This is a genomic window from Calothrix sp. PCC 7507 (genome assembly GCF_000316575.1).
GTDB lineage: Bacteria > Cyanobacteriota > Cyanobacteriia > Cyanobacteriales > Nostocaceae > Fortiea.
In genome coordinates this window covers 6164306-6190880 of the sequence record NC_019682.1, presented here as the reverse complement: position 1 = coordinate 6190880, position 26575 = coordinate 6164306, and the positions used below count along the sequence as shown (strand labels likewise).

The following is a 26575-nucleotide window of genomic DNA, read 5'->3' as shown; positions in this document are numbered from 1 at the left end:
ACTCTCTAAATTCAGAATCCCACCCTTTTTAGAGGTGGGATCATCAAATCTTTTTGTGTAGCAGTTGTCACTCCTGTCATTGGCCTTTAAGATTCCCTTAAAACGTACCCGACACCGCGCACTGTCTGAATTAGACGCTTTTGTCCTTCGTCTTCAATTTTCAGGCGTAAGTAACGAATATATACTTCAATTACATTTGACTCACCCATAAAGTCGTAACCCCAAACATTTTCGAGAATTTGTTCGCGTGTCAACACCTCGCGGGGATGTTCCATTAAAAACTTTAAGAGTTCAAATTCTTTCATAGTCAAATCAATTACCCGACTGTTATGAATAGCACGACGGGTAGCGATGTCTAGCACTAAATCTCCAAAGCGCAATTGCTCTGTGGTATCGACATCAGGTTTTAAATAGAGGCGAATCAACTTCAAAAAATCTTCTGCGCGGTAAGGCTTGAGAATATAGTCATCAGCGCCTGCTTCTAAACAAGCTACACGATCATCGACTGAATCTCTAGCCATGAGTACTAGCACTGGAGAACGCATACCAGCACTCCTCAGATTTTTGCATAGTGAGAGTCCTGATTCCCCCGCCAGCATTCTATCGAGGACAATTAAAGAAGGCTGGCGATCGCGACTATATTGTAAACCGCTCGCTGCATCATTAGCCAAAACGGCTTCATAACCAGCTTCTTGCAAATCAAAAGAAAGCTGATTTGCAAGAGTCTCATCGGTTTCGACAACTAAAACACAGGGGCTATGAGCAACTGTCATATTGATTTGTGATGTTGGATATAGAATTTGGATTGTACTGACCTTTCAAAAGAAAGTCTGTACGTGAACTAGAGATATAATTTACAAGTTTCTGATTTGAGCAATCCTGATTTAACATGCCACCTCGGATGTTGTAACACGTTCAGGTATCAGCTATCAAATTCAACGCTGCAACTTTAATCACTAAATCCAAATACTATTCCTATATCAGCAGTTCTGGAAGGAAATGAGTTTATCGGGGAACAGTTAACTGTTAACTGTTAACTGTTAACTGTTAACTGTTAACTGACTAAGGTAATTCTACCGAAGTGGGTTTAGCAATATGTGGTAGACCCCATCCCAGTTTTTCGCGCAAAATTCGGAAAAACTCTGGTGGTTGCAGGCGAATGAACCGAGCGCTATACTGCGATCGCTCTAAATGTACGCGATCGTCAGGAAAAACGTAACACCCCCCATTCCCATCTACTACCATCACCAGCCGAGGAATATTTACTGGATAAATATTTACCGGTTCCGTGTCTGGAAACACTAAAGCTCTGGAAGCTAGAGAGTGAGGACAGATAGGTACTAGTTGCAATGCGGGAATCCCAGGTGTAACAACAGGTCCACCAGCACTCAAGGAATAGGCTGTAGAACCAGTTGGTGTCGAAACAATCACACCATCTGCTGCTATATCGACTGGCGCATGACGCCCTATAGCAATCTCAAAATGGCACATACAGGTTAATGGTTCCCGATGTAGCACCATTTCATTTAAGCAGAGGGCTTCCCACAATACTGACTCCCCCCGCAACACTTGAACAGTGAGCATTGCTCGTTCTTCAATTTCATACTCACCCGCCATCACCTGCTCTATTGCTTGAGGCAATTGATTGATGTAAGCTTCCGTCAAAAACCCCATGTGTCCGGTATTCACTGTTAGTAGTGGAATACCGCATGGCGCAACCTGACGAGATGCTGCCAAAACAGTACCATCTCCCCCCAATACAACTGCAAATTCCATATCCGAGTCAAAACCGGGGGGCGTCAGACCATCAATCGGGGTGTGGCATACGGGACTCTCAGGGTTGGAGTAACCCAGTATGCCACCGATACTCGTAGTGATGCACACATGCCAACCGTCAGCGGTTAGCTTGTCTTTCAGGTCGATAGCGATGCGACCCGCTATCGGTTTAAGATCATTGTAGATAATGCCTACTTTCGGCACATTCAAATATCCAAGTTTAGGCGACGCTCTGTATTATGCTAATCCTTACACATTTTTGACAACGTAGTCATTAGTTTGGAGTCAAAAGTCAAAAGTCCGAAGTCAAGAGTCAAGAGTCCAAAGCCTAGAGTAACAACCCTTGCCTATTGCCTTCTTGCCTATTGACCATTGCCTATTGACTCTTGACTATTAACTTTTTTAAACGGAGTCTTCTTTGATCTCTGCTTTTTGGTTTTACTTTTCTGATAGTCTAACTCTTTAAGTTTCTTCATAATTCGACTGAAGTACTCTTGCAGATAGCTTTCCAGTGTAGTAGTTTGTTCTTGCTCTAACCCAAAAATTTGGTATACCTCAGTCATTGAGGCATTTAAAGGTTGACCACTTGCTAAAACTTCTGTAAACGCCAGTCTGTCTGCTACGTTCCATCCCCACTGAAAGAACTTGATGACGCGCCGCACAGTACGCAATAAGTTAATTGGCATCCGTGTTATTCTGGCTTCTTTACCAGACAAGCGCTCACACAGGTTAATGATTTCTTCAGCACTCCAAGCACGAGTCCCGACTAGGGGAAAAGCTTGTTTTTCGGTTTCTGGTACATTCAAAGCACGGATAGCAAATTTAGCTATGTCCTGAGTGTCCATATAAGCGACGGGAGAGGATACACCACTTACCCAAACCGGCTGGTTTTCCAAAATCGGAATCCCGTATTGACCAATTAACCCTTGCATGAATCCAGCTAGCCGTAGAATGGTGTAGTTTAAGCCAGACTCGGCAAGGTAGAGTTCTGTACACCGCTTAATTTCCATCAGCGGTACTTCTGGATACTTTTCTGCTTCTAGAATTGAAAAGAAGATAAAACGATCTATACCTGCGGCTTTGACTGCCTGAATTAATGCTACCTTGCCATCCCAGTCTACTTGTTTAATACTCAGTGAATCTGTGGGGCGAGATGTCGCTGCATCTATAACTGCAGTTACACCCTCTAGCGCTCTTGGCAGGGTTTCGGGATAACACAAGTCTCCCGATACTAATTCTGCACCCCATTCTTTCAGAAAAGCTGCTTTTTTGGTACTCCGGACAAGACAGCGCACCTTATACCCCTCATCGATAGCACGACGAGCCACTTGTCTTCCTAAGGTGCCAGTGGCACCGACGATTAATAATGTCATGAGGGTTGTAACAATTTTTAAAGTTATATGAGAAGAATCTTATCAGAATAGCCTAATAAACAAAAGTTTACACTTTTTTTAGAAATGTGGCAGAAATTGGGTGTACATACAGAAAAAGCTTTGTCCAGAAATCGGACAAGCTTTTTTTCTGAGAAAATTGGGTTATTAGCCGGATTATTCTTCTGCTTCTGCGCCCTGAATTTTCAGTAACAAAGCACCCAAGGCCCAACCCACGAAGATTAAACCGAAGGACAACAGAGCTGCATTTAATAGTTCGCCACTCATTTATGTGGTACTCCTTTGCAAATGGTTAATTTGAGTGTATCGCCGTTGCAACCTGCTTGCGGTCGGTTGATAACGGCAAATTCTAATTAGTTTTCCGCTCACCAAGTGCCTTAGACAAACTCAGATAAACTAGGTATATCAAGGCTTTTTCACGGTGACAGTGGAATTAGACTTATGTAAATAATTTTAAACCAGTTTGGCAGTGATAAGGATTGGGGACTGGGGATTGGGGATTGGGGACTGGGGATTGGGGATTGGGGATTGGGGATTGGGGGAGATGAAGGAGAAAGAATAAATGACTCTTGACTCTTGACCTTTGACCTTTGACACTTGACTTTTGACTCTTAACAAAATGAAAAATCATCCGCGTTTGGCTTTGACGCTGGGAGATCCTGCAGGGATTGGGACCGAGGTGGTTTTGAAAGCTTTGGCTGATCCAGCGGTTGCTCAAAACTGTGAACTGACGGTGGTTGGTAACTTAGATTTGCTAACCCAGACCTATGAGAGACTGAATTTGGCTGAGAATCTCACACCCTTAGTAAATCCAGCCCAGTTGTCTGTGATTGATGTGCCATTAGAGGGGAAAATCAAAGCTGAAATTACCATAGGAAAAGGTAATGCGGCTAGTGGTGCGGCTAGTTTTGCTTATATGGAATATGCGATCGCTCAAACTCTCGCTGATCAATTTGATGGCATTGTTACAGGCCCCATAGCTAAGTCGGCTTGGAAAGCTGCAGGGTATAATTATCCAGGGCAAACGGAACTTTTAGCGGAGAAATCAGGCATTGACCGTTTTGGGATGTTATTTGTGGCGCGATCGCCTCACACTAATTGGATACTCCGCGCTTTACTTGCCACCACACATATTCCCCTACGTCAAGTAGCAGATACCTTAACACCAGAGTTGTTGACGAAGAAACTCGATTTGCTCTTGGAGTGTTTAGAGAGAGATTTTGGTATTGAGAATGGGAGAATTGCGATCGCCGGTTTAAATCCCCACAGCGGCGAACAGGGACAATTGGGAACTGAAGAAATCGATTGGTTAATTCCCTGGTTGGAGCAAGAACGACAAAACCGCCCCCATTTACAACTAGATGGGCCGATACCACCAGATACGATGTGGGTTAAGCCTGGTCAAGCTTGGTATGGAAATACTCACAGCCAAAATCCCGCAGATGCTTACTTGGCACTTTACCACGACCAAGGTTTAATTCCTGTGAAGTTGATGGCTTTTGACCGCGCTGTGAATACTTCTATTGGTCTACCTTTTGTGCGAACTTCACCAGATCATGGAACAGCATTTGATATTGCAGGTAAGGGAATTGCTGACGCTACAAGCATGAAAGCCGCAATACATTTAGCAGCGGAGTTGGTGAGTCAAAGACTGGCGGCGAAAAAACTATGAATTATTTCATGATTTATAAATCGACTTCTCCAGAGAATCATGGAAGTGCAACCAAGAGAAATTAGGAATTACCTAACAGTAGATGGGAAAAATATTTTTGATGAGTGGCTTGATTCTCTACGAGATAGAAGAGCAAAAGCTAAAATAAGAGCTAGACTTGACCGAGTTGAAGATGGTAATTTAGGTGATTGTAATTCAGTTGGAGAAGGTGTTTTTGAATTGAGAATCGACTATGGGCCGGGCTACCGCCTATACTTTGGACAGGAAGAGATAACAATTATTATTCTTTTATGTGGTGGAGATAAAAGCACTCAAGAACAAGATATTGGTAAAGCTAAGAAATATTGGGAAGACTATAGGAGTAGAGATGATGCCTAGAAGTGTAAGCTATCATGAAGGAATAATTCAACACCTCAAAGACCCACTAGAAGCAGCATCATATATCGAAGTAGTTTTAGAAGAGGGAAACTCTAAAATGTTAGGAAAAGCACTCAAAAATGTGATTGAAGCACAGGGTGGAATGGAGCAGCTTCCAGAGCAAGTCAAGCAATGCTATGAGCAACTCGATTTGATGTTATCTCAGCAAGGAGAAGTTGAATTTTCTTGTCTGAGTCAATTACTGGATGCATTGGGATTGCAGCTAGCAGTAACAGTAAAGTCAGTATGAGGTGGCTTATCTATCACTAAATACCCTAATTAGTTTGGTATGAATAATCCAAACTAACACTTGCTTATACACTCGTACCTAAGTAAGATTATGGAGAAAATTTGGTGTTATCTCAACTTTTAAGAGATAACACTATGGTTGAGGCTGCCAGACTAATTTTTGGGATGAAGTATTCCTGGTATTGAAAATTTAAGCATTACTGTCTTCGGGAGGCTCAAACTTATAACCGTAACCCCGGACAGTTTTAATATACTCAGGTATCGTGGTGTCAACTTCCATTTTTTTGCGAAGCTGACCAATATGCACATCAACGACACGTCCATCTCCGACGTAGTCACAACCCCAGATTTTTTGGATTAGCTGTGGACGACTCCATGCTTGACCAGGATGGCTAGCCAAAAAATGTAGGATATTAAATTCCAAGGCAGTTAAGCTCAGAGGTTTATCGTTAAGTGTCACTTCTCGGCCATCTGGGTTAATTGCTAGCTGTTGAAAGACAAGGCGTTGTGTGGGAGAAGGGTTGATGCTGCGGATACGGCGTAAAAGTGCTTGGACTCGAACTTCGACTTCTGCGAGACTAAATGGTTTAGTCATGAAGTCGTCAGCACCTGCGGCGAGGACTCTGATTTTATCGGCTTCATCATTGCGGCTGGTCAGTATCATTACTAATACATTAGTGCGACTCTGCATTTCTTGGCAGAGTTTATAGCCATTGGTATCTGGTAAATTCCAATCCAGAATTACTAAAGCTGGGTTGAATTGATCAAACATCGATAAAGCTGTTTTACCATCTGAGGCTGATTCTATCTGATATTTTCGACCTAAAAAACGATAAATGAGATTGCGGACGCCGTGGTCGTCATCTACAACAAGAATTTTGGGATTAGTAGCGGGAGCCATCACCATAAATTTTTAGCCTATTGTTGATTTGGCGATTTGCGATCGCGATCGCTACTCTGTGAGAAGCCACCCTGAGGGTATCTGTGTTTGCTACACTGGCTCTTCGTGAGAGTATCTTCATGCTTACTTCATCTGTGTACGTAGATGCGTAGCGACTTTCCCTAGGGTAGCCGTTGATTACCTGGTATAGCCACTGTTGTACCTGGCTAATCCTAATTTTCCATTAAATTTCTCAAAAATTTAGCGATCGCAATGGTTACAAAATGTATATTTTTTGTGTGAACTTGTTTTATTTATTAATTTTAGTAGTGTGCAGCTAATTTTTCACTAAGCCCTGATCATGCGGTATAGCTACGCCCGAAGCGTAGCCATACCGCAGACAATCGTGATAAAAACAACCCCCAATACTGGGTTTGAAGCACTATTTTTTATGAAAAGAAGTAAGTAGCTATGCATAAATATTTATCGTTGGCAATAGGCAATCTTGCCATAGGAGAAAGGATTTGAGTCTTGTTTACATTTCTTTACATAGTTAGGTTTAATTGTGCCCACTTAACTTCAAAAGATTTGTTTTGAGCGGAAAGTGCAACAAAAAAACAAGCTGTCCTGACTGGCTCCCCTACAGATACTGAGATTTGTTCAGAAATTAAATCGGATTACTATATAAATCGAATAATGGCTTAAAACTATTTGAATAATCCACCCTATCTAAAGAAATATTACCATGATCTTCATACTAAAGAAAGAGCAATTAAATCTAGATATTTTGCTAACTTGCTAATAATGTAATCAGCAAGGAGCAGTTATGGCTAACAAGAATTTAGTAGATAATATTATTCCTTCTCAACCACACATCGAACCACAATCTGATGCTCATGTATTGAAATCTCGTTTGGAATGGGGAGAACCAGCTTTCACAATTTTGGACGTGAGCGATCGCAGAACTTACAACGAAGGTCATATTACGGGAGCGATGGCAACCCCAATCGATGAATTGGTAGACATAGCTACATCATCATTGGATAAAGACCGTCATATTTATGTTTACGGTGCGACTGAAGAACAAAGTGCCCAAGCCGCACAATCGCTACATTCTGCTGGGTTTAGGCATGTATCTCAACTCAAAGGTGGTCTTGCTGCGTGGAAAGCAATTGGTGGATCAACAGAGGGGATTATAGAATCAAAAACTCCCGCAGGTGCGGATGATTATAACGTCGTAGCTCGCATCCAAAATCATGTAGAAAATCAGCGAAAAGAAGTTTAAGTCAAGGGTCAAGGGTCAAGAATTAAAGAATCTTAACTCTGGACTTTTGACTCTTGACTCTAATTAATCAGTGTTCAAATAAATCTTTGAATTGCAACAAATCTAAAGATACTATTGTTGGCAACACTTGAAAGCATTGTTGAGCTAGTTCCCAACGTTGTTCGCGTTTCAGCATTTCTGTGAGTTTTTGTTGCACACTGAGTAAGTAGCGGACATCATTAGCAGCATAACTCAGTTGATCTGCCGATAAGTTAGCAGCGTTACCCCAATCCGAACTTTGAGCGCTTTTATCTAGTTCTACCTTTTCCAACTCTTGCACTACATCTTTTAATCCGTGACGATTAGTATAAGTGCGAGCTAATTTACTAGCAATCTTGGTGCAAAAAATCGGCTGGACTTGAATTCCCAGGTGATAACGCAAGGTAGCAACGTCAAAACGCGCAAAGTGAAATACTTTTTGGATATTCGCTGCTTCTAAAAGTTTTTTTAAGTTTGCTGCATCGGTTTGTCCTTTAGCTATGCGAACTACAGCCACGTTACCCTCAAGGTTGCACAGCTGGACGAGACATAAGCGATCGCGCTGTGGTAGTAATCCCATCGTTTCGGTATCGATAGCGATCGCCTCAGATTTTAAATACTGCGATAAGGCTGCGTCACTAAGGTCGCGATCGCTCACCTGAAAATCATCTAATGTCATGAATCACTCAAGAATAAATGCAGTGTCTACCAGACCAAAGTCCTATCAGACACTACATTAATTTATTGTCCAAAAAAACAGAAATTAAATCTACCTCGTGTATAGAAAAATTTGCGTGAGGTACACTTCACCCTTCTTGTTAGCTGCAACACCAATCCCAGTTAGGTTGTATTTACCTTTAATATTCTCTAGGTGTCCTGGACTTTTAATCCAACCAGTTACAGCTTCAGATGCAGGATTGCTATATCCCTGGTTGAAAGCGACATTTTCTGCAGCACTGTTGTAAATAAGGGGAATAGCAGTTACGCGCCGTTCAAATCCCTGATGGCTAAACGGGACTTTACCATTTGCCATGTTTTGACTATGAATCCTTGCCTGCTTAGTGATATTTGCATTAAGTGTCAGCTTTGTTAATCCCTGAGAAACCCGATATCGATTAATTTGCTCAAAAACTGATTTTTCCAGAGCAGTTGTTTTAAAACTAGTAGTAGATGCAACTTGATGTGAAGAAATCGATAACGGTTGATGAATCTGTTTTTTAGTAGCAGTGTGGAGTGGGAAAGAAGCAGTTGTTAATTCACTGGCAAGGACAAGCGTACTTAAAGCGATGCCAAAAGCAGTCTGTCGGAACATGGAGAACTACATAACCTATAGAGTTATAAGACTTATACTCTACCTTATTGTTCCAAGAATATATACTAGGATACTATTAAGGATTTATGAATTTAGCAAAGGTTTTAATGTCTTTTTCAACAAATATAAGTAATAGCCTTCAGTTTTTAATACCTAAATAAGTAAGTTGCCATTAAGATACATTTTTTTACCTAAAAATTATGCAGTTTTTATGAATCAATCAAAAGATAATGTAGTATCTACTAAATAAATGTTATAGATACTACATTTTGTCTTAAAAATGCCAGATAAAAAAACTAGATTTGATGAAATAATTTAGAATTCAAGGGTCAGGAAAACTTCATACCTTCATACATGTATTTTTGATATAGGACTAGTATTTGATTTTTGAAATATACGTAGGGGAGCCAGTGCGTTGCGGTGAGCCAGTCCAGTGGACGGGTTCCCCGGCATAAAGTACGTGGCGTGAACTGGCGTTAGCGACGCAGGAGCGTCACCCGGAGGGAGGTTTCCTCCGTTGTAGCAACTGGCGTTGTGAAAGCGTTGCATAACGCACCGTCCTAAGACTTTGGTGCGTTAAGGACTCCGTCCTAACGCACCCTACAGATACTGAGATTTTTTCAGAAATCAAATATGATTCCTATACAGAAGTACACATCGCACAAAAGTTATTCTGGCTCCTAACTCCTGACTTCTTCTTGGTAAAACTTAGGAAAGAAAGAAAAGTTGGGTTAAGTAGACTTTACCATCGCTACTCTTGGCTACACCAATCCCCGTTAGGCTGAAATTTCCTTTGATGTTGGCAAGATGCCCTGGACTTTTGAGCCAGCCTTGAACTGCTCTGGTAGCAGGGTCACTACCGCTGTTATATGCGACATTTTCAGCCGCTGATTTGTAACTAATACCAGTCGCTTTAAATCGCTGACTAGCTCCGCTATGTCCAAATCCGACTTTACCACTTGCCATGTTCTGACTATGAATCTTTGCTTGATTGTCAGCAGCAGAATTACGTGTCAGTGCAGGTAAATTTATAGAAGCTCGATATTGATTAATTTGCTGAAAAACCGACGCTTCTATAGAAGCTGTATCGGCGCTAGATTGCGAACCTTGAGAATTATTAGGTGTGTTTTGGGGATTAGTAGGTGAATTTTGGGGATTAGTAGGTGAATTTTGGGGATTAGTGGGTGAATTTTGGGGATTAGTAGGTCTAGTTTGAGGATAGGGTGAACGTTGAGAATTGGTAGGTCTAGCTTGAGGATAGGGTGAACGCTGAGGATAATTTCTACTCTGAGGATAAGATATAGCCAGAAGGTTATGACTGGCTATATGTGAAGACTTCGGAGTAGAAGTTTTATCTGGTATGGAAATAGCATTCGCGCCACTGGTGAGAACGAAAGTTCCTAAAGCGATTCCATGAATTGTTGTTCTGATCATTACTTGTAGCTAGCCTTGTAGTTGCTGAAAGTAAACGTCTAGACCATCTAACCAGACTGTAGTCAATTGAACAACTTCGATATAAGTTTATATATCTCTACTTCTGCTGCTGTATGTTCAAAAATTACCAGTAAACTTTAAAATGCATAATTTTACGAAAAAAAATTGTGCTGTTCATCAAAAATTCGCTTCTATCTTTAGGATGATTATTTATCTTATATTCAATCAAAAGCAAATTATATATACTTCCTCAATTCAGGGTTTGACTATTAGTAACCTGATGAGTATATTGAAAATATTTTTAGTAAAATTCACGATTTTTGAGCCTAAATAAGCAATATTGTCAAAAGTTGGCTTGAAGATTTTAGATAATTAATTAATTTTGATTTAGTCTAGAGATGTTATTAAAGATTACTAAGTTAAAGCTACGTAACCGTATTTTTACTAGACCACAAAGATTAGATTCCCGACTTTTTGTAGACACCCGGAGGATAGAAGTCGGGAATATTGCAATCTCATACCGAGTTAAAAAAAGAATACAATAAATACATCCGTAGGGGCGGGGTTTTCCCGCCCTTGACGACAATATGTCGCAATCATTGATTAAATTATTATCACAATCGAAATATAGACCTCTGCAGATAGGTTAAATACACTCATCTGATAACAAAAATGGTTATTAATGCCGTAAATTCAATTCTCTAAATATTAAAGCAAGAGGTCTAATTAATAAATTCTCAAAGAGAAATTATGCTTTGCGAATGAATATTTGAGTGAAGTAAATTTCACCTTTGCGATTGCTGGCAACACCAATTCCTGTGAGGTTGTAATTACCTTTGATGTTGGCAAGATGTCCTGAGCTTTTGAGCCAGCCTTGAACTGCTCGCGTAGCCGGATCGCTATATCTCTGATTGTAAGCGACATTTTCTGCGGCTCCTCGATAAGGAATAGCGATCGCCTGCACTCGTTGTGGAAATCCTTGATGTCCAAAAGCAACTTTACCGTTAGCCATGTTCTGGCTGTGAATTCTCGCTTGATTGTCGATGCTAGCATTTCGAGTCAGTGCTGGTAGCTTTTGACTAGCGCGGTATTGATTAATTTGTTTGAAAACTGACTCTTCAAGAGCGCCGGTGTTGGTGTTAGCTTGTGCAAGTAAGAGGCTATGACTTGCTGCTTGTGGAGACTTCGGGTGAGAAGTTTGATCAGGTGCAGCAATGGCGGCTGCACTGGCTAAGACAAAAGCACCTGCAGCAATACTAGAAATGGTGTGGCGAATCATACTGAATACCGAAATTAACCTTTTGGTAGACGTATCATCCGCTGATAAAGTTCATGAAAACTTCATTAAAAGCGGCGGGATAGCCGCGCCGCCGTCAACCGTCAACGTGAAATCCCATTCCCAATACCTCTTGTGAGGATAGTTTTTTATGGACAACTCGCTGTAAATTTAGGCAGGATTTAAAAACTTCGCTACTGTTTGTACATCCTTATCACCACGTCCGGAGCAGTTAATCACAATTCGGGGACTGTCGGTAAGCTGGGGACATAGAGTTTCTAAATAGGCGATCGCATGAGATGTTTCTAATGCTGGGATAATTCCTTCTAACCGCGATAGGCGTTGAAATGCTGCCAAAGCCTCTGTATCTGTCACACTGTAGTATTCAGCACGAGCGGTATCTTTCAAATAGCTGTGTTCTGGCCCCACTCCCGGATAGTCTAACCCCGCGCTAATCGAGTGCGCTTCAATTACTTGTCCGTCGTCATCTTGCAGCAAATAGCTCATCGCCCCGTGCAATACACCAACCTGTCCTTTTGTCAAGGTTGCTGCATGTTTATCAGTATTGACACCTTCTCCAGCCGCCTCAACCCCAATTAATCGCACAGATGATTCATGGATAAACTCATAAAACAGTCCCATCGCATTAGAACCACCACCCACACAAGCCATGAGAATATCTGGCAAACCGCCCCATTTTTCAATTGCTTGGGCGCGAGTTTCTTGCCCAATTACTGCATGGAAATCGCGCACCATCATCGGGTAAGGGTGAGGACCAGCCACTGAACCCAGGATGTAGTGGGTGGTTTCCACATTCGTCACCCAATCGCGGATGGCCTCAGAAGTTGCGTCTTTGAGAGTTCCTGTTCCCGCCACCACGGGCCGGACTTCTGCCCCCATCAACTTCATTCTGAACACATTCAAAGCTTGACGTTCCATATCATGAACGCCCATATAAATGATGCATTCCAGACCAAAACGAGCGCAGACTGTAGCCGTAGCCACTCCATGTTGTCCCGCGCCAGTTTCAGCAATAATCCGTTGCTTACCCATGCGCTTCGCCAACAATACTTGACCTAGGGCATTATTAATTTTGTGAGCGCCAGTGTGATTTAAGTCTTCACGCTTGAGATAGATTTGTGGACCAGTGCCATCAGGTCTGGCATAGTTAGCAGTTAATCGTTCCGCAAAATATAACGGTGTGGCACGTCCGACATAGTCGCGCAATAAATTCTGCAGTTCGGCGAGAAAATTGGGGTCCCTGCGGTATTGCTGGTAAGCCGTTTCTAGTTCTGCAAGCGCCGGCATCAAGGTTTCCGGGACATACTTACCGCCAAAGCGTCCAAAGCGTCCTTGTGTATCGGGAACCTGAGTAGTGGATGGAAATCTTGGAGAGATGGGAGTGGTAGTCACGGACTGATTTCTCTGACGGGACGAACTCAATTATAGAAAAGTCTGGGGCACTTTGATTGTCAACATCACTCTCAACTCAGGTGCATTATTCTTAAATAGGGAAGACAGGAGTCAGAATATAGGAGTCAGGATACAGGAGTTAGAATACAGGAGTTAGAAGACACAAGCCTTCTGACTCCTAACTCCCAAATTCTGACTTCTGCACGTGTCAGTGAATCTTGCTGTTAGCTTAGAATATTATTAATTGCTGGTTGCTGGGTGCGATCGCTAAGTAAAATAACTCTATTTCCAATTTCCCTTAATTAAATTTTATGTCTTCTTCCAATTTTAAATCCTCCGATAAAAACTTCATCTACCGCGAATTTGGCAACGACAACTCACCCGCATTAGAAAGACCAATTCCCGAACTACCACCGCAACAACAGAATCTTAAAGTCCAAGCTTCTCGAAAAGGACGTAAAGGCAAAACTGTGACGGTGATTAGTGGTTTTCAAGCTAAACCAGAAACTTTGGCAGATTTAGTGAAACAATTGAAAAGCCAGTGCGGTACAGGTGGCACTGTTAAAGATAATGAAATTGAAATTCAGGGCGATCACAAACAGAAAATTGTTGAGTTACTGACCAAAATTGGTTACAAAGCCAAAATCAGTGGTGGTTAGTTAGTCCGGTTTACCGAACTTAAAGGTACTATCAATCCAGGCTAGGAATGTTATCTTTGAAATGGACAAATGAGTACGAGCAGTAGTGTATTACTTAACCAAAAAACTGCTTATTTTAATATGAATTAGGAGGTTGGAATGGATTTAGTTCGGATTCTGTGTGCAATTTTCTTACCACCACTGGGTGTGTTTTTGCAAGTTGGTTTTGGTCTAGACTTTTGGATTAATATAGTTTTGACACTTTTCGGTTATATTCCAGGGATTATTCATGCAGTTTGGATAATTGCTAAGAAATAATTATTTAGAGAGGTAGGTTGGTTTGCCCTATCTCTCTACTCCATCTACTACATCGAGTATTCATGCTTTTTTCTACATATAGGACTCCTATTTGATTTTTGAACTATACGTAGGGTGGGCACTGCCCACCCTACAGATACTTTTTTCTACATAGTTAGTTTAATTGTGTCCACTTACTTACTCCCAAAGGTATTTGGTGCATCAAGGGCGATCGCTTATCTTGATGAATAGAGCGATCGCTTTTTAAGTGCCAATATGAAAAAGTAGTATTTTTAGGCTCATTCCATCCCCTAAAAAGGGATGGGATTTGGCATTGACGGTTAACCGTCAACGGGGCGACTATCCCTCTCCACCCACGTTCGCGGAGCGTCCCGAAGGGAGGGGATCGAGTTTCCCGTGGCTTTCTATAAATTTTGCATAAAACCTGCCGAATTCGCAGATAAGTACATTCATTCTGCTGTTCTCTCAGGAAAATGGGGTGGATAATGAAGATTGTCATTATCACTGTCGGCACGCGCGGCGATGTACAACCGTTTGTAGCATTAGGTGTTGCTCTAAAGCAAGCTGGGCATACAGTCACTATCTGCACAAGCAGCCGCTTTCAATTATTCATCAGTGAATATGGCTTGAATTATGCGTATATGAATGATCAATTGCTAAAGTTGATTGATACTGACGCAGGTCGAGCAGCAATTGAATCTAAGGGTAATGCCTTTTTTCTTTGGCAGCAAACTATGCCAATCATCCGTCAAACTCTGGATGAAGCATGGATAGCAGCGCAAGAAGCAGAGATACTTATCTATCATCCCAAAGCCCTAGGTGGATATCATATCGCTGAAAAGTTAAATATTCCCGGCTTCATGAGCCTACTTTTGCCCCTATACACTCCCACAACTGCTTTTCCTAGTCCCATCTTTCCTAACTTAAAAGGAGGCTGGTATAATCAACTAACCTACCAGCTTTTGCCACTGCTGACAGCGCCTTATTTGAATGTCATCAATCAATGGCGTCAAGAGCGTCTCGGCTTAAGACCGCGTTCGTGGAATGAGAAAGAAATTCTCGGCAGTTATGGTGATTCCAGCCCAGTTCTTTACGCTTACAGTTCCCATCTAATTCCTCGACCAAGTGACTGGGATTCCAGCACGATAGTCACGGGTTATTGGTTTTTAGACGCTCCAGCAGATTTCGTCCCACCTCCCCAACTCCTCGATTTTCTGGCAAATGGTAAGCCTCCTTTGTGCATCGGTTTTGGTAGTATGACGGGTCAAAATCCGACGGCGCTGAGAGAAATTGTCTTAACTGCCTTAAAAAACACTGGACAGCGCGGTATTTTGCTCACCGGATGGGGTGATATTGGCAACGCAGATTTACCCAATGATGTTTTTAAGCTAGAAGCAATTCCTCATGATTGGTTATTTCCTCAAGTAGCTGCTGTTATGCATCATGGTGGTGCAGGGACAACTGCTGCTGCGTTGAGAGCAGGTATTCCCAATATCATTATTCCTTTCTTTGGTGATCAGCCTTTTTGGGGTCAGCGAGTCGAAGCACTCGGAGTGGGGCCGAAACCAATTCCCAAAAAACATTTAACAGCAGAAAAGTTAGCAGCAGCTATTAATGTTGCAGTGAATGATGAAGAAGTTCGCCGACGAGCTTTGTCCCTTGGTGCAAAGATTCGAGCAGAGGATGGTGTAGCGCAGGCAGTGAAAGTGATTAATAGATTTTCTTCATTGAGTTAATTGGGAAAATAGGGAATGGTTAATGGTTGATTGAGTAGGTCAGCGTCAATAATTATCATTGGGATAAGATGGGAGGCAGTGTTTCGGCTACGCTCAACAACCAGCCAGAATACGGGAGAAAATAGGGTTTGAGCTTCGTTGACTTTTCTTCACATAGTTTGGTTTTATTGTGCCGACTTACTTATGCATGTTGATGCATCGGTCATAACTGCTCTGAAAACCGCTATATATTTCGAGGTGTAGGGACACGGCACTGCCGTGTCCTCATGGGTGTACTCACATATAACGAGAACCTCTATAAATAGGGAGGACAGAGTTCTGGTTCTGAAATAGTAAGCTTTTACTAAATACAGATTGCTGATAATAGGTAATAGGCAAAAACCCATTACCCATTAGCCATTACCTATTTGCCAAATATTGATACATCTGCCAACGCGCATCTACTTCGGCTTGCGCTTGTGCTAGCAGTTGTTTGGCAACTTCCGGCTTACTCTTGGTGAGCATTTTGAAACGATTTTCTTGATACATGGATTCATCTATTGGTTGTTTAGGCGATCGCATATCCAATTGCAAAGGATTCTTACCCTCTTTTTGCAACTCAGGATTATAGCGATACAACAACCAACGACCTGATTCTATCAAGGTTTTCTGGTGATTCATCCCTGTGGTCATGTCGATGCCGTGGGCGATGCAATGACTATAAGCAATAATCAATGATGGGCCATCAAACGCTTCTGCTTCCAGAAATGCCTTGAGGGTATGTTCATCCCTAGCACCTAAAGCTACACTGGCTACGTAGACATTGCCGTAAGTCATGGCAATTAAACCCAAGTCTTTCTTACCCCTAGGCTTACCACTGGCGGCAAACTTCGCAACTGCAGCCCGTGGGGTAGCTTTGGAAGATTGCCCACCTGTATTAGAATACACTTCTGTATCCATCACCAGGATATTTACATTGCGACCACTTGCCAATACATGATCGATGCCGTGAAAGTCAATATCATACGCCCAGCCGTCACCGCCGACAATCCAGACGCTTTTTTTGACGAGATAATCAGCTAAGGATTTTAGATTTTGGAGTTGGGCATGGGGCATGGGGCATGGGGCATGGTGATTCTCTGTATTCTGTTTTTGCAACAGTTCATCTAGCTTCTGTTTCAACAGCGCTACCCGTTCCCGCTGTTCCCAAATATCAGCCTCAGAATTTTGCTTGGCGTTGAGAATAGACTCCACCAAATCATGAGGTATTCCCCATGCCCCATGCCCTAACTTTTGCAACAATTCCGCTGCAAATTCGGCTTGTTTATCTAGTGAAAGACGGAAGCCAAAACCAAATTCGGCATTATCTTCAAATAAACTATTAGACCATGCTGGGCCTCTTCCTTCGGCATTGGTTGTCCAAGGGGTTGTGGGTAAATTCCCGCCGTAGATGGAAGAACAACCTGTGGCGTTGGCTATCACGGAGCGATCGCCAAATAGTTGTGTTAATAATTTTAAATAAGGTGTCTCACCACAACCAGCACAAGCACCGGAGAATTCAAATAAAGGTTCTTGCAGTTGTTGTTGGCGAATTAGATTCAGTTTCAACTCCCTTCTATCAGGATTGGGCAAACTCAAGAAGAAATCCCAGTTTTTCCGCTCCTGTTCCCGCAAAGGTAGCTGCTGCACCATGTTAATCGCCTTGCGTAATGGCTCAGATTTATTTTTGGCTGGGCAGACATTCACGCAAATAACGCAGCCTGTGCAGTCTTCTGGGGCTACCTGAATCGTAAATTTTTGGTTGGCAAAGTCCCTATCCTTGGCATCGGTTGACTTAAAAGTTGACGGTGCATTCACCAACTCACTTGCTTGATACACCTTGGCGCGAATAGCAGCGTGGGGACAAACCATCACACACTTACCACACTGAACGCAGACATCCTTATCCCATGCGGGAATCTCTTCAGCTACGTTGCGTTTTTCCCACTTGGTTGTCCCACTGGGGAAAGTGCCATCAGCGGGGAGGGCACTTACTGGTAAATCATCACCCTGCCATGTCATGATTTTACCCAAGACTTCCCGCACAAATTCCGGCGCGTTGGGGAGGAGAGAGGCAGGGGGCAGGGGGCAGGGGGCAGGGGGAGAAAAAACTTTGACTTGATGCAAGTTTTCCAGGGTGTTATCTACGGCTTGCAGGTTCATCCGGACAACTTCCGCGCCTTTTTTACCGTAGGTTTTTTCAATTGCTTGTTTAATTTTGGCAATGGCGTCTTTTTCTGGCAATACCCCTGCTAAGGCAAAGAAACATACTTGCATTATCGTGTTGATTCTACGACCCATGCCACTTTCACGGGCAACTTGGTTAGCATTAATCACATATAACTTCAGCTGTTTGTCGATAATTTGCTGCTGTACAGTCGAGGGTAAATATTTCCAAACAGCATCAGCATCATAGGGACTGTTAACAAGAATAGTCGCTCCTTTCGTCGCAGCTTTGAGAACATCTATGTGTTCCAAAAAGCCCCAGTGATGACAACCAATAAAATTAGCTTTGTCGATGAGGTAAGTTGAACGAATTGGTTCTTTCCCGAAACGGAGATGAGAAACCGTCATCGAGCCGGATTTCTTGGAGTCGTAGACAAAGTAGCCTTGGGCGTAATTGTCAGTTTCTTCACCAATAATCTTGATTGAGTTCTTATTAGCACCAACTGTCCCATCGGAACCTAACCCGTAAAACATGGCGCGGACAACGCTATCTGGTTCGGTGGAGAAATTGGGGTCAAAGCTGAGGGAAGTATGACTAACGTCGTCATTAATACCGATAGTAAAGTGGTTTTGCGGTTTGGCTGAGGCGAGGTTGTCAAAAACACCTTTCACCATCGCTGGGGTAAATTCTTTCGATGACAAACCATACCGGCCACCAACAACGGATTTTAGATTTTGGATTTTGGATTTTGGATTGCTTTCATGAATCGCCGCTACCACATCTAAATACAACGGTTCCCCAGTGCTACCTGGTTCTTTGGTGCGGTCAAGGACTGCGATCGCCTTTACACTATTAGGTAATGCTGCGACAAATCTAGCCACATCAAAGGGACGATATAACCGCACCTTCACCACACCCACTTTTTCCCCCAGGGCATTGAGATAATCTACGGTTTCATGGACAGTTTCACAACCGGAACCCATGAGGACAATTAGGCGATCGGCATCGGCTGCGCCGTGGTATTCATAAATTTGGTAATATCTTCCTGTGCGATCGCCTAATTGATCCATCAGGCGCTGAACAATGTCGGGAGTAGCATCATAGTAGAGGTTAGTGCCTTCGCGAGCTTGGAAGAAAACATCCGGGTTTTGGGCTGTACCCCGCAACACTGGGCGGTCTGGAGTGAGAGCGCGGGCGCGATGGGCTAAGATTAAATCTTCGTTAATGAGCGATCGTAAATCATCATCTGCCAACAACTTGACTTTTTGCACTTCATGTGATGTACGGAAGCCATCAAAGAAGTGCATAAACGACACCCGCGTCTCTAGAGTCGCAGCATGGGCAATCAGGGCAAAGTCTAGACTTTCTTGCACCGAAGCCGAACACAACAAGGCAAAGCCAGTAGCACGGGCTGCCATCACATCACTATGGTCGCCAAAAATTGATAGGGCGTGGGTAGCCAAGGAACGTGCAGCCACATGAACCACGGCACTAGTCAATTCCCCAGCGATTTTGTAAAGGTTGGGAATCATCAGTAATAATCCCTGGGAAGCTGTAAAAGTAGTACTCAGGGAACCTGTTTGCAGTGCCCCGTGTACAGCCCCAGCCGCCCCGCCTTCACTCTGCATCTGCACCACACTGGGAATAGTCCCCCAGAGGTTAGGACGACCCTCCGCTGACCAAGCATCTGCCCATTCACCCATTGCTGAAGAGGGGGTGATGGGATAAATGGCTATTACTTCATTTAATTTGTAAGCAACGTGGGCTACAGCCTCATTCCCGTCGATGGTTGCGAAGGTTTTAGACATTACTTTTCCCTTTTTTAACTTGTAGCGTTGGCGCGCTTGGTTTTCTAAACTGGATGAAGAGAAGCATTAGAAATAGCCACAGCCAGGAAGTCTATGTATTATATATTCTCAATTAAAATTGCCAATTAATTATTGATAATTAGATAATTTACTGATGACTTCTAGCTATTAACAGGCAGAGTAATTTTATCCTTCATACTTCAATTGATAATTATCTCATGTTAAATATTACATCTATTAATAGCTATTAATCATGTACTCAAAACCTAAAAATATGAATTCATCATGTTTTCCGGCAATTTATATTTTTGGATGGGGTATGGGTTCGGGATAATTTGCCTTGGCACATTTCTGATAACTGTGCATTCACCTAGTAACTTCCTCTGGGAGTATTGCTGATTTTAAACTACAAAGTTTTTCAGGTAAATGAAGTCCACAGGTAGCGGCACAAAATTTTTGTGCCTTGACTCACTGTTTTATTACTTAAATATATTCTTAAACAAGTATTCTCCGAACTTAATTACCAAAGGAAGCAGCGGTGTCGCTACAGACAATAGATACTGACGTAAAGTTGTGATATCAAAAGGCCACACAGGGAATTCATTAGTCAATGTGTAGAGAGAACGCAATTCTTGCAGCTTGGCAGATTCTTTTTTCAAAATTTCTGCATCACCACTCAGAATTGTATGAGTACGACCATAGTCTACTTGAAACTGTTTGGCGATTTCACTTAGTAATTCTTCCTTAGCTTTCTTCATGCCTTTACGAGCTGCCAGCAGCGGTCCAAAAAAGCATACTAAAGAGATGGGAATATATATCACAATTATTAAATTAAAATACCAGTATTTCTGTGCTATTCCTTGAGTAATAAATTGATAATTACTCAGTGTAATCATCATGCCAAAGATAGCAACTAGATAAGCCGTATTCAGTGAATATTGACTCAAAGGACTTAAACCACCACAGCGATCGGGATGAAGAGGGTTGATTTTGAGTTGTTTACTACCTAGGAGTTTATGTAGCACCCAAACATTGGTCATTAGGGTCAGCACCAAGATAGTTCCTGAGTAGAATATTGCTACACCATTTATTGCTCCTGTGAAGGCTGGAAGTCCGCCATCTGAGCCTGTCCAATTGTAAACATTTTTTTGTACAGATATGTACCATATTCCAAAAGCGATCGCTATTGCCAAAGCTAATAATTTACGCCATTTTTGTTGATAGGGAAACAACACAGAGTTGATTTCTGTTTCTGAAACATCAACAATATCCGTCTTTTGGAGATACTGAATTAGTTGATGTATGGCTTTAAATGACCACAAGTAGTAGCCGAATATTACGGGATTTAATAAGCAGATCCACACCCACGCAAACCAATCTTGCAGCAGCCCTAAATATTTGCCATCTAATATTAAAGTCTGGCTGACTGTAGCAGCAATTAGGTAAATAATAGATGCAATAAAGATGGAAATCAGTCCTAAATTCACAGGTTTTAAAGAATATTTGTCAATGAGCCAGCAGGCTAAGGGGTCGGCGGAGTAAAAGTCTTGTTCTTTCATACTTTATTCTTTAACGATAAAAACTCACTATTTTTCGTGGTGGAATTGGTTAAATTATCAGCTATATTTTTACTACTTTGATGTGGGGAAATTTCTATTAATTGAGTGCAAGATGTGGCTATTCGACTTCACGTGGTTCTAACACCAGATGCACTCCATTCAGAATTTGCTGAACTCTTTCAGATGATAAAGTTCCAATCTTTTCACCTAGTTGCCTTTTATCAACAGTGAAAATCTGAGAAACATTAACAACACTCTGTTCCAGTAAATCTCCTTCACCTGCTTGCAGTAAAACATTTCCTGGTGCTGATGCGCGTCTGATATTTGAAGTTAAAGTGCAAACTACAACAGTGCTGATGCGACTGCGATTAAATAGATTATTCTGAATTACTACATGGGGATGGAGATAACCAGGTTCTGAACCATCTGGTTCGTCAAGATTAATCCAGAAAATATCACCTTGGTTGATGATCATTTGTCTTCGACAATTCGCCGATGTTGACGGCGCATACTCTTTTGAATTGCTTGTTCTTCTTCATTGGGAAAGTCTGCGTAGGTGACGTTAATTTTCTCTAAAAGTTGTTTGTTTTGGTAGCGCTTGATATATTCTGCTAATGCGATCGCTACTAACTTACTCCGCGAAACTTCCATTTCATTTGCTACAGCCTCAGCTTCCTCAAATAACCCTTCTGGAAGCGAGATAGCTGTTTTAATATTTGCCATAAAGTTATACTGCTATTCTTACTAAAAGTATAACTTTATTTGTTAAAAGTTCCAACCTTGAAACACAAAATAAGCTAAAATGCAAGCAGAGTAAGCATTTTCCGCCCATAAACTACCCATGCTTGAAACCCTGCAAACCCGAATTTATGAACTAGAACAGTTTGCCAATACCCTTGTTTCTGATCAACTGACGCACCTGGGGGTGGTAAGTGTTGGTATCATTTTTGTAGCTGGTTTGCTTACCAGTCTCACGCCTTGTATGCTGTCCATGCTGCCCATTACCATCGGCTATATTGGCGGTTATGAAGCGAAAAGCCGCCTGCAAGCTGCAGCCCAATCAACTTGGTTTGCGTTGGGATTAGCCACTACATTAGCCTGTATGGGAATCATCGCCGCTTTTGTGGGCAAGGTCTACGGTCAAATAGGAATTGGTTTGCCGATTATTGTCAGCATCATTGCGATTCTTATGGGCTTGAACTTACTGGAAGCACTACCCATACAATTCCCCTCCATTGGTGAAACCAATTGGATTTCGCCAGATTTACCGTCGGGTGTGCGTTCCTATCTAATTGGGCTGACTTTTGGTTTAGTCGCATCTCCTTGTAGCACACCAGTTTTAGCTAGCCTGCTGGTTTGGGTAGCCAATACACAAGACTGGATTTTGGGTGCTGTTTTGCTACTCTCCTACACAGCAGGGTATGTAGCACCACTGATTTTAGCAGGTACTTTTACTGCGGCGATTAAGAAATTGTTGGAGTTGCGTCGCTGGTCTGGATGGATTAACCCTGTTAGCGGTGTACTATTGGTAGGCTTTGGTGTGTTTTCTTTACTTTCTCGGATTCCCTTTAGCAGTTAACAGTTAACAGTTAACAGTTATCAGTATATGTAGGGTGTGTTAGGACGGAGTCCGTAACACACCATCCGAAGGTTTTGGTGTCGTACTCTCATCTAACACAACGCCAGGAAAGCTCAAGTCGGGAAACCCTGACTGTGCGACTGGCTCCTCTACGTGTATTTCCAAATTCAAATACTATTCCTATATTATTTTTAATAGCATGACTTCAGAAAATTCAACTTCTACAGAATCAAGTTGGTGGTCAGTACCTGGGCGATTCTTGCGGCGAGAGTTGTTACCTGTACTGACAGATTTAAGATTAGCGATCGCTCTCCTTTTAATTATCGCTCTCTTCAGCATCAGTGGGACTGTCATTGAGCAAGGTCAATCGCCTGCTTATTACCAGTCTAATTACCCAGAACACCCAGCTTTGTTTGGTTTCCTGAGTTGGAAGGTAATTCAGGTAGTCGGTTTAGACCATGTCTATCGTACCTGGTGGTTTCTCAGTTTACTGGTTTTGTTTGGTACTAGTCTGACAGCTTGTACTTTCACCCGCCAATTGCCGGCTTTAAAAGCTGCCCAACGGTGGAAATATTATGATGAACCCAAACAATTTCAAAAGTTAGCTTTGAGTGCTGAATTAGATACTGGTTCTCTGAATTCCCTCACACCTATCTTACAAAAACAGCGCTATAAAATTTTTCAGGAAAAAGATGATATTTTATATGCCCGTAAAGGCCTAGTCGGACGCATTGGCCCAATTATCGTTCATGTGGGCATCGTCACTATTTTGTTGGGGGGAATTTGGGGGGCGATGACTGGGTTTATGGCCCAGGAAATGGTAGCCAGTGGTGATACATTTCAAATCAAAAATGTCATCGATGCTGGGCCTTTAGCCGTCGGGAAAATTCCGCAAGATTGGTCTGTGCGCGTCAATCGTTTTTGGATTGACTATACCCCGACAGGCGGTATTGACCAATTTTACTCGGATATGTCTGTCTTAAATAATCAAGGACAGGAAGTAGACCACAAAAAGATTTTTGTCAACGAACCTCTGCGCTATCACGGCGTGACTTTCTACCAAACTGATTGGGGACTCTCTGCTGTGCGTGTCCGCTTGAACAATAGCCCGATTTTTCAGTTACCAATGGCGCAATTAGATACCAAGGGTAAAGGGCGTATCTGGGGTACTTGGATTCCCACAAAACCAGATTTAAGTGAGGGTGTCTCTTTATTAGCAAAAGACTTGCAAGGCATGGTGTTAATTTATGATGCCACAGGTAAACTAGTTGACACTGTGCGGACGGGAATGTCTACCCAAATCAACGGTGTCACTGTCAAAATTCTCGATGTCATTGGTAGTACTGGCTTGCAAATTAAAGCCGATCCTGGTATTCCGATTGTATACACTGGATTTGCTTTGTTAATGGCGGGTGTGGTGATGAGTTACTTCTCTCACTCACAAATTTGGGCATTGCAAAAAGGCGATCGCTTGTATATTGGTGGTAAGACAAATCGCGCTCAAGTAGCCTTTGAACGTGAGGTTTTGGATATTTTAAACAGCGTGAGTTCAAAGCCAAAGGGTGTTGAAGTTTAAGCGCAGAGGTATGCTGAGGAAATCTCTCTGCGTACCTCTGCGTCGAAAATCTATTTCTGGTGTCGCACTTCGACAACAGTATGCACATTCCCACGAGGCGTAAAATCTGCTTTCACTGTCACCTCTAAAGGGTCACAAGCTGCGACAAAATCATCCAGAATTTGATTAGCAGACTCCTCATGGGAAATATAGCGATCGCGGTAACTGTTAATGTAAAGCTTGAGGGCTTTTAACTCCACCACTCGCTCATCTGGGACGTAGGTAATATAAATTGTGGCAAAATCAGGATAGCCAGAAAACGGACACTTACAAGTAAACTCCGGCAAACTGATACTGATGTCATATCGCCTACCCACCCGCGGATTAGGAAATGTAATTAGTTGTCCTTCGGCAATTTCCCGTTCGCCATATTTCAATTCGTCAGTTGTCATTTGTCAATCTGTTCACTGATAACTGTTACTTCGGCTCCGCTCAGTACAAGTCACTGATAACTGTTCACTGTTCCCAGTCGGGACAGTTCGCATCGTCCCAACCTTGGGGATGCATGGCACAGACTAACAAATTACCACCATAAGCCTGACCGTGGTAGTTGGTACAACCCACACAGGCGGGATTTTGTTCTGATGTTGCTGCAACTGGATAAGGAAAAGCCGGATCTACATCTGCTACGACATCTTCTAGTTCCCAGTAAGCTTCTAAAATTGGTTCTGCCAAATCTTGTAGATACTGGTCAACTTCAGTGGCAATTGTACTTTGTACTTGCTCGGTAATTTCTTCCGTTAGCTCAAACAAGGCGTCTACCATTTCACCCATTCCCAGGAAGAACTGCTCTACTTCAACAGCCACAGTTTCTATAATCTCGATCAAATCCTTCTGCCAATTTTCCATAAATTTTGACGCCCTTTGTGACTGTAAACAGGGCACTCTGTGCTATCTGGCTTCCAGCACTAGATTACACCCTAGGCAAAACGGATTCAACAGTTATCAGTTATCAGTACGAGAACTGCAGCAAGCCGCTAGATACCTAAACTGTCCACTGTTCACTAGATTGAAATTGCCATCAAGATAAAAAGCCGCATCTTATGGATCTCGCTGCAGTCTTTTTAACTCTTCTTGCAATTTTAGTACTTGTTGACGCAAGCCATCGACATCTTCGGTTGGGGCTTCTTTCGCAGTTGGCTGTTCGTCTTCTTCTAAGATTTCGATGCGACGGGGTTCAGCAGGCGGTGTTTTGTCCGTGGGTATTTCAGATGCGGGTGGCTGTTGAGCTTGCTTCATCATATCCTCAACAAAGCGGCGGGCTTCCTCTGTATTCATTTCGCCCTTTGCCACCATTTCATCTGCCAGTTTTTGGACTTGCGATCGCAGTTCGGCTAATTTCCCCCCTGCTCTCTCACTCGCGTAAGAAGCTAGCCCTACACCAAGGTAAAAAGCTTTTTGTACAATATCTCCAAAACCAGCCATTGCTGCTGAACGCTCCTACAAATAGGGCGACCCGGAGACTACGCCTACCACAAGCATCCCGTATTGCTGCTACCTTCCGGTTCTGACAAGATTTGGGCGTTGAAGTCGCATAGATCCAGGTCTAAAAAAATCATAGCATTAAAAATCAGTAAGTGTGTGTTATTCCACAACAATTCGCCATTCGTGAAGTTGATAGTTGACGCAACCGTTTTGCACCAATGGATCGGCAGCTACGATCGCTTGGGCTTCGACCATTGAAGCTGCTTCAAACAGCATCATGCCACCTCCGAATTCTGCCCAATAGCCCGTCTTGGCTTTGTGTCCTTTAGCAATCAACTCCTGAACATAGGCTCTATGGGCAGGTACATATTGGTCAAATAAGGTTTTATCTACTGTACCTGCTTCAATCTTCACAAAAACTGGCATTTGCTTGTAACCTCTAAAATATTTATGCTGTAGTATTTTTTAACAGTTATCAGTTATTGGACTCATATTTGATTTTTGAACAAATATAAGTATCTGTAGTATCTGTAGGGTGGGCAATACCCACCAGATCCAGGTTTTGTAAGGCAATGCCCTACCTACGTAT

29 protein-coding genes and 1 other RNA gene are annotated in these 26575 nt (G+C 42.6%); 9 read left to right on the top strand and 21 right to left on the bottom strand.

From position 1 onward, the window contains the following. Positions 1–86 precede the first annotated feature (86 nt). The 4 genes from nblR to CAL7507_RS26520 form a co-directional block, all read right to left on the bottom strand. On the bottom strand, positions 87–773 hold the full coding sequence (gene nblR, locus CAL7507_RS26535; RefSeq protein ID WP_015131578.1) for a response regulator transcription factor NblR: 687 nt from the start codon (positions 771–773) through the stop codon (positions 87–89). A gap of 289 nt (positions 774–1062) precedes the next feature. Continuing rightward, positions 1063–1980 (bottom strand): NAD(+) kinase, encoded by a 918-nt coding sequence (locus tag CAL7507_RS26530; RefSeq protein WP_015131577.1) that lies wholly within the window; start codon positions 1978–1980, stop codon positions 1063–1065. Positions 1981–2138: 158 nt separating this feature from the next. Then, complete coding sequence (locus CAL7507_RS26525; RefSeq protein WP_015131576.1) at positions 2139–3149, bottom strand: SDR family oxidoreductase; 1011 nt, start codon at positions 3147–3149, stop codon at positions 2139–2141. A gap of 174 nt (positions 3150–3323) precedes the next feature. Beyond that, on the bottom strand, positions 3324–3434 hold the full coding sequence (locus CAL7507_RS26520) for a PetM family cytochrome b6-f complex subunit 7 (RefSeq protein WP_015131575.1): 111 nt from the start codon (positions 3432–3434) through the stop codon (positions 3324–3326). Between the two features lie 352 nt (positions 3435–3786). Here CAL7507_RS26520 and pdxA point away from each other — a divergent pair, with 352 nt between their 5' ends. From pdxA to CAL7507_RS26505, 3 genes are read left to right on the top strand one after another with little or no spacing between them, the layout of a single operon-like run. Continuing rightward, positions 3787–4839 carry a 4-hydroxythreonine-4-phosphate dehydrogenase PdxA gene (pdxA, locus tag CAL7507_RS26515; protein ID WP_015131574.1) on the top strand — a complete coding sequence of 351 codons (1053 nt, stop codon included), beginning with the start codon at positions 3787–3789 and terminating at the stop codon, positions 4837–4839. A gap of 39 nt (positions 4840–4878) precedes the next feature. Beyond that, positions 4879–5217 (top strand): type II toxin-antitoxin system RelE/ParE family toxin, encoded by a 339-nt coding sequence (locus tag CAL7507_RS26510; RefSeq protein ID WP_015131573.1) that lies wholly within the window; start codon positions 4879–4881, stop codon positions 5215–5217. Beyond that, positions 5207–5506: a DNA-binding protein gene (locus CAL7507_RS26505; RefSeq protein ID WP_236556815.1), complete on the top strand. Its 300-nt coding sequence runs from the start codon at positions 5207–5209 to the stop codon at positions 5504–5506. The genes CAL7507_RS26510 and CAL7507_RS26505 overlap by 11 nt, the downstream gene beginning before the upstream one ends. 189 nt (positions 5507–5695) lie before the next feature. Here the strand turns inward: CAL7507_RS26505 and CAL7507_RS26500 are convergent, their stop codons facing one another. Both CAL7507_RS26500 and CAL7507_RS32495 read right to left on the bottom strand, forming a co-directional pair. After that, positions 5696–6412, bottom strand: a complete 717-nt coding sequence (locus tag CAL7507_RS26500; protein ID WP_015131571.1) for a response regulator transcription factor — start codon at positions 6410–6412, stop codon at positions 5696–5698. Continuing rightward, positions 6390–6527: a hypothetical protein gene (locus tag CAL7507_RS32495; protein WP_160166362.1), complete on the bottom strand. Its 138-nt coding sequence runs from the start codon at positions 6525–6527 to the stop codon at positions 6390–6392. Before CAL7507_RS32495 ends, CAL7507_RS26500 begins: the two co-directional genes overlap by 23 nt. Before the next feature lie 684 nt (positions 6528–7211). Between CAL7507_RS32495 and CAL7507_RS26495 the strand changes: the two genes are divergently transcribed. Next, a complete protein-coding gene (locus CAL7507_RS26495; protein WP_015131570.1) occupies positions 7212–7670 on the top strand; it encodes a rhodanese-like domain-containing protein in 459 nt (152 codons plus the stop codon). A gap of 67 nt (positions 7671–7737) precedes the next feature. On the opposite strand, the gene CAL7507_RS26490 is transcribed toward CAL7507_RS26495, so the two are convergent. The 5 genes from CAL7507_RS26490 to trpB form a co-directional block, all read right to left on the bottom strand. Continuing rightward, positions 7738–8367 carry a ribonuclease H-like domain-containing protein gene (locus tag CAL7507_RS26490; protein WP_015131569.1) on the bottom strand — a complete coding sequence of 210 codons (630 nt, stop codon included), beginning with the start codon at positions 8365–8367 and terminating at the stop codon, positions 7738–7740. 90 nt (positions 8368–8457) lie between these two features. After that, the gene (locus CAL7507_RS26485; RefSeq protein WP_015131568.1) at positions 8458–9000 is read right to left on the bottom strand and encodes a CAP domain-containing protein; all 543 of its coding nucleotides are present in this window, start codon (positions 8998–9000) and stop codon (positions 8458–8460) included. Positions 9001–9708: 708 nt separating this feature from the next. Continuing rightward, positions 9709–10434, bottom strand: coding sequence for a CAP domain-containing protein (locus CAL7507_RS26480; protein WP_015131566.1), 726 nt, complete (start codon positions 10432–10434; stop codon positions 9709–9711). Between the two features lie 748 nt (positions 10435–11182). After that, the gene (locus CAL7507_RS26470) at positions 11183–11713 is read right to left on the bottom strand and encodes a CAP domain-containing protein (protein ID WP_015131565.1); all 531 of its coding nucleotides are present in this window, start codon (positions 11711–11713) and stop codon (positions 11183–11185) included. Between the two features lie 168 nt (positions 11714–11881). Beyond that, positions 11882–13123: a tryptophan synthase subunit beta gene (trpB, locus tag CAL7507_RS26465; RefSeq protein ID WP_015131564.1), complete on the bottom strand. Its 1242-nt coding sequence runs from the start codon at positions 13121–13123 to the stop codon at positions 11882–11884. 311 nt (positions 13124–13434) lie between these two features. Here trpB and CAL7507_RS26460 point away from each other — a divergent pair, with 311 nt between their 5' ends. Next, positions 13435–13782, top strand: coding sequence for a translation initiation factor (locus tag CAL7507_RS26460; RefSeq protein WP_015131563.1), 348 nt, complete (start codon positions 13435–13437; stop codon positions 13780–13782). A gap of 138 nt (positions 13783–13920) precedes the next feature. Further along, positions 13921–14079, top strand: a complete 159-nt coding sequence (locus tag CAL7507_RS31105; protein WP_015131562.1) for a YqaE/Pmp3 family membrane protein — start codon at positions 13921–13923, stop codon at positions 14077–14079. A 154-nt stretch (positions 14080–14233) separates the two neighbouring features. Here CAL7507_RS31105 and CAL7507_RS31975 read toward each other — a convergent pair whose 3' ends face one another. Beyond that, positions 14234–14578, bottom strand: a complete 345-nt coding sequence (locus CAL7507_RS31975; protein WP_144051263.1) for a hypothetical protein — start codon at positions 14576–14578, stop codon at positions 14234–14236. Between CAL7507_RS31975 and CAL7507_RS26450 the strand changes: the two genes are divergently transcribed. Further along, positions 14565–15815, top strand: a complete 1251-nt coding sequence (locus tag CAL7507_RS26450; protein ID WP_015131561.1) for a glycosyltransferase — start codon at positions 14565–14567, stop codon at positions 15813–15815. The genes CAL7507_RS31975 and CAL7507_RS26450 overlap by 14 nt on opposite strands. 399 nt (positions 15816–16214) lie before the next feature. On the opposite strand, the gene nifJ is transcribed toward CAL7507_RS26450, so the two are convergent. The 4 genes from nifJ to CAL7507_RS26430 all read right to left on the bottom strand — a co-directional run bounded on the left by nifJ (position 16215) and on the right by CAL7507_RS26430 (position 22090). Next, entirely contained in the window at positions 16215–19808 is a 3594-nt protein-coding gene (nifJ, locus tag CAL7507_RS26445; protein WP_015131559.1) for a pyruvate:ferredoxin (flavodoxin) oxidoreductase, read from the bottom strand. Between the two features lie 479 nt (positions 19809–20287). Beyond that, positions 20288–21367, bottom strand: coding sequence for a hypothetical protein (locus tag CAL7507_RS26440; protein WP_015131558.1), 1080 nt, complete (start codon positions 21365–21367; stop codon positions 20288–20290). Between the two features lie 118 nt (positions 21368–21485). After that, positions 21486–21842 carry a type II toxin-antitoxin system PemK/MazF family toxin gene (locus CAL7507_RS26435; protein ID WP_015131557.1) on the bottom strand — a complete coding sequence of 119 codons (357 nt, stop codon included), beginning with the start codon at positions 21840–21842 and terminating at the stop codon, positions 21486–21488. Continuing rightward, positions 21839–22090 (bottom strand): hypothetical protein, encoded by a 252-nt coding sequence (locus CAL7507_RS26430; RefSeq protein WP_015131556.1) that lies wholly within the window; start codon positions 22088–22090, stop codon positions 21839–21841. The genes CAL7507_RS26435 and CAL7507_RS26430 overlap by 4 nt, the downstream gene beginning before the upstream one ends. A 118-nt stretch (positions 22091–22208) precedes the next feature. Between CAL7507_RS26430 and CAL7507_RS26425 the strand changes: the two genes are divergently transcribed. Then, on the top strand, positions 22209–22946 hold the full coding sequence (locus CAL7507_RS26425) for a cytochrome c biogenesis protein CcdA (RefSeq protein ID WP_015131555.1): 738 nt from the start codon (positions 22209–22211) through the stop codon (positions 22944–22946). 199 nt (positions 22947–23145) lie between these two features. Continuing rightward, positions 23146–24522 carry a cytochrome c biogenesis protein gene (locus tag CAL7507_RS26420; RefSeq protein ID WP_015131554.1) on the top strand — a complete coding sequence of 459 codons (1377 nt, stop codon included), beginning with the start codon at positions 23146–23148 and terminating at the stop codon, positions 24520–24522. Between the two features lie 50 nt (positions 24523–24572). On the opposite strand, the gene queF is transcribed toward CAL7507_RS26420, so the two are convergent. From queF to CAL7507_RS26400, 5 genes are all read right to left on the bottom strand, one after another. Beyond that, positions 24573–24953 carry a preQ(1) synthase gene (gene queF / locus CAL7507_RS26415; RefSeq protein ID WP_015131553.1) on the bottom strand — a complete coding sequence of 127 codons (381 nt, stop codon included), beginning with the start codon at positions 24951–24953 and terminating at the stop codon, positions 24573–24575. 64 nt (positions 24954–25017) lie between these two features. After that, positions 25018–25410, bottom strand: a complete 393-nt coding sequence (locus CAL7507_RS26410) for a hypothetical protein (protein WP_015131552.1) — start codon at positions 25408–25410, stop codon at positions 25018–25020. Positions 25411–25602: 192 nt separating this feature from the next. Continuing rightward, positions 25603–25986 (bottom strand): phasin family protein, encoded by a 384-nt coding sequence (locus CAL7507_RS26405; protein ID WP_015131551.1) that lies wholly within the window; start codon positions 25984–25986, stop codon positions 25603–25605. A 25-nt stretch (positions 25987–26011) separates the two neighbouring features. Beyond that, positions 26012–26108, bottom strand: an RNA gene (gene ffs / locus CAL7507_RS30315) — signal recognition particle sRNA small type. Positions 26109–26145: 37 nt separating this feature from the next. Next, positions 26146–26412, bottom strand: coding sequence for a YciI family protein (locus tag CAL7507_RS26400; RefSeq protein WP_015131550.1), 267 nt, complete (start codon positions 26410–26412; stop codon positions 26146–26148). Positions 26413–26575 lie beyond the last annotated feature (163 nt).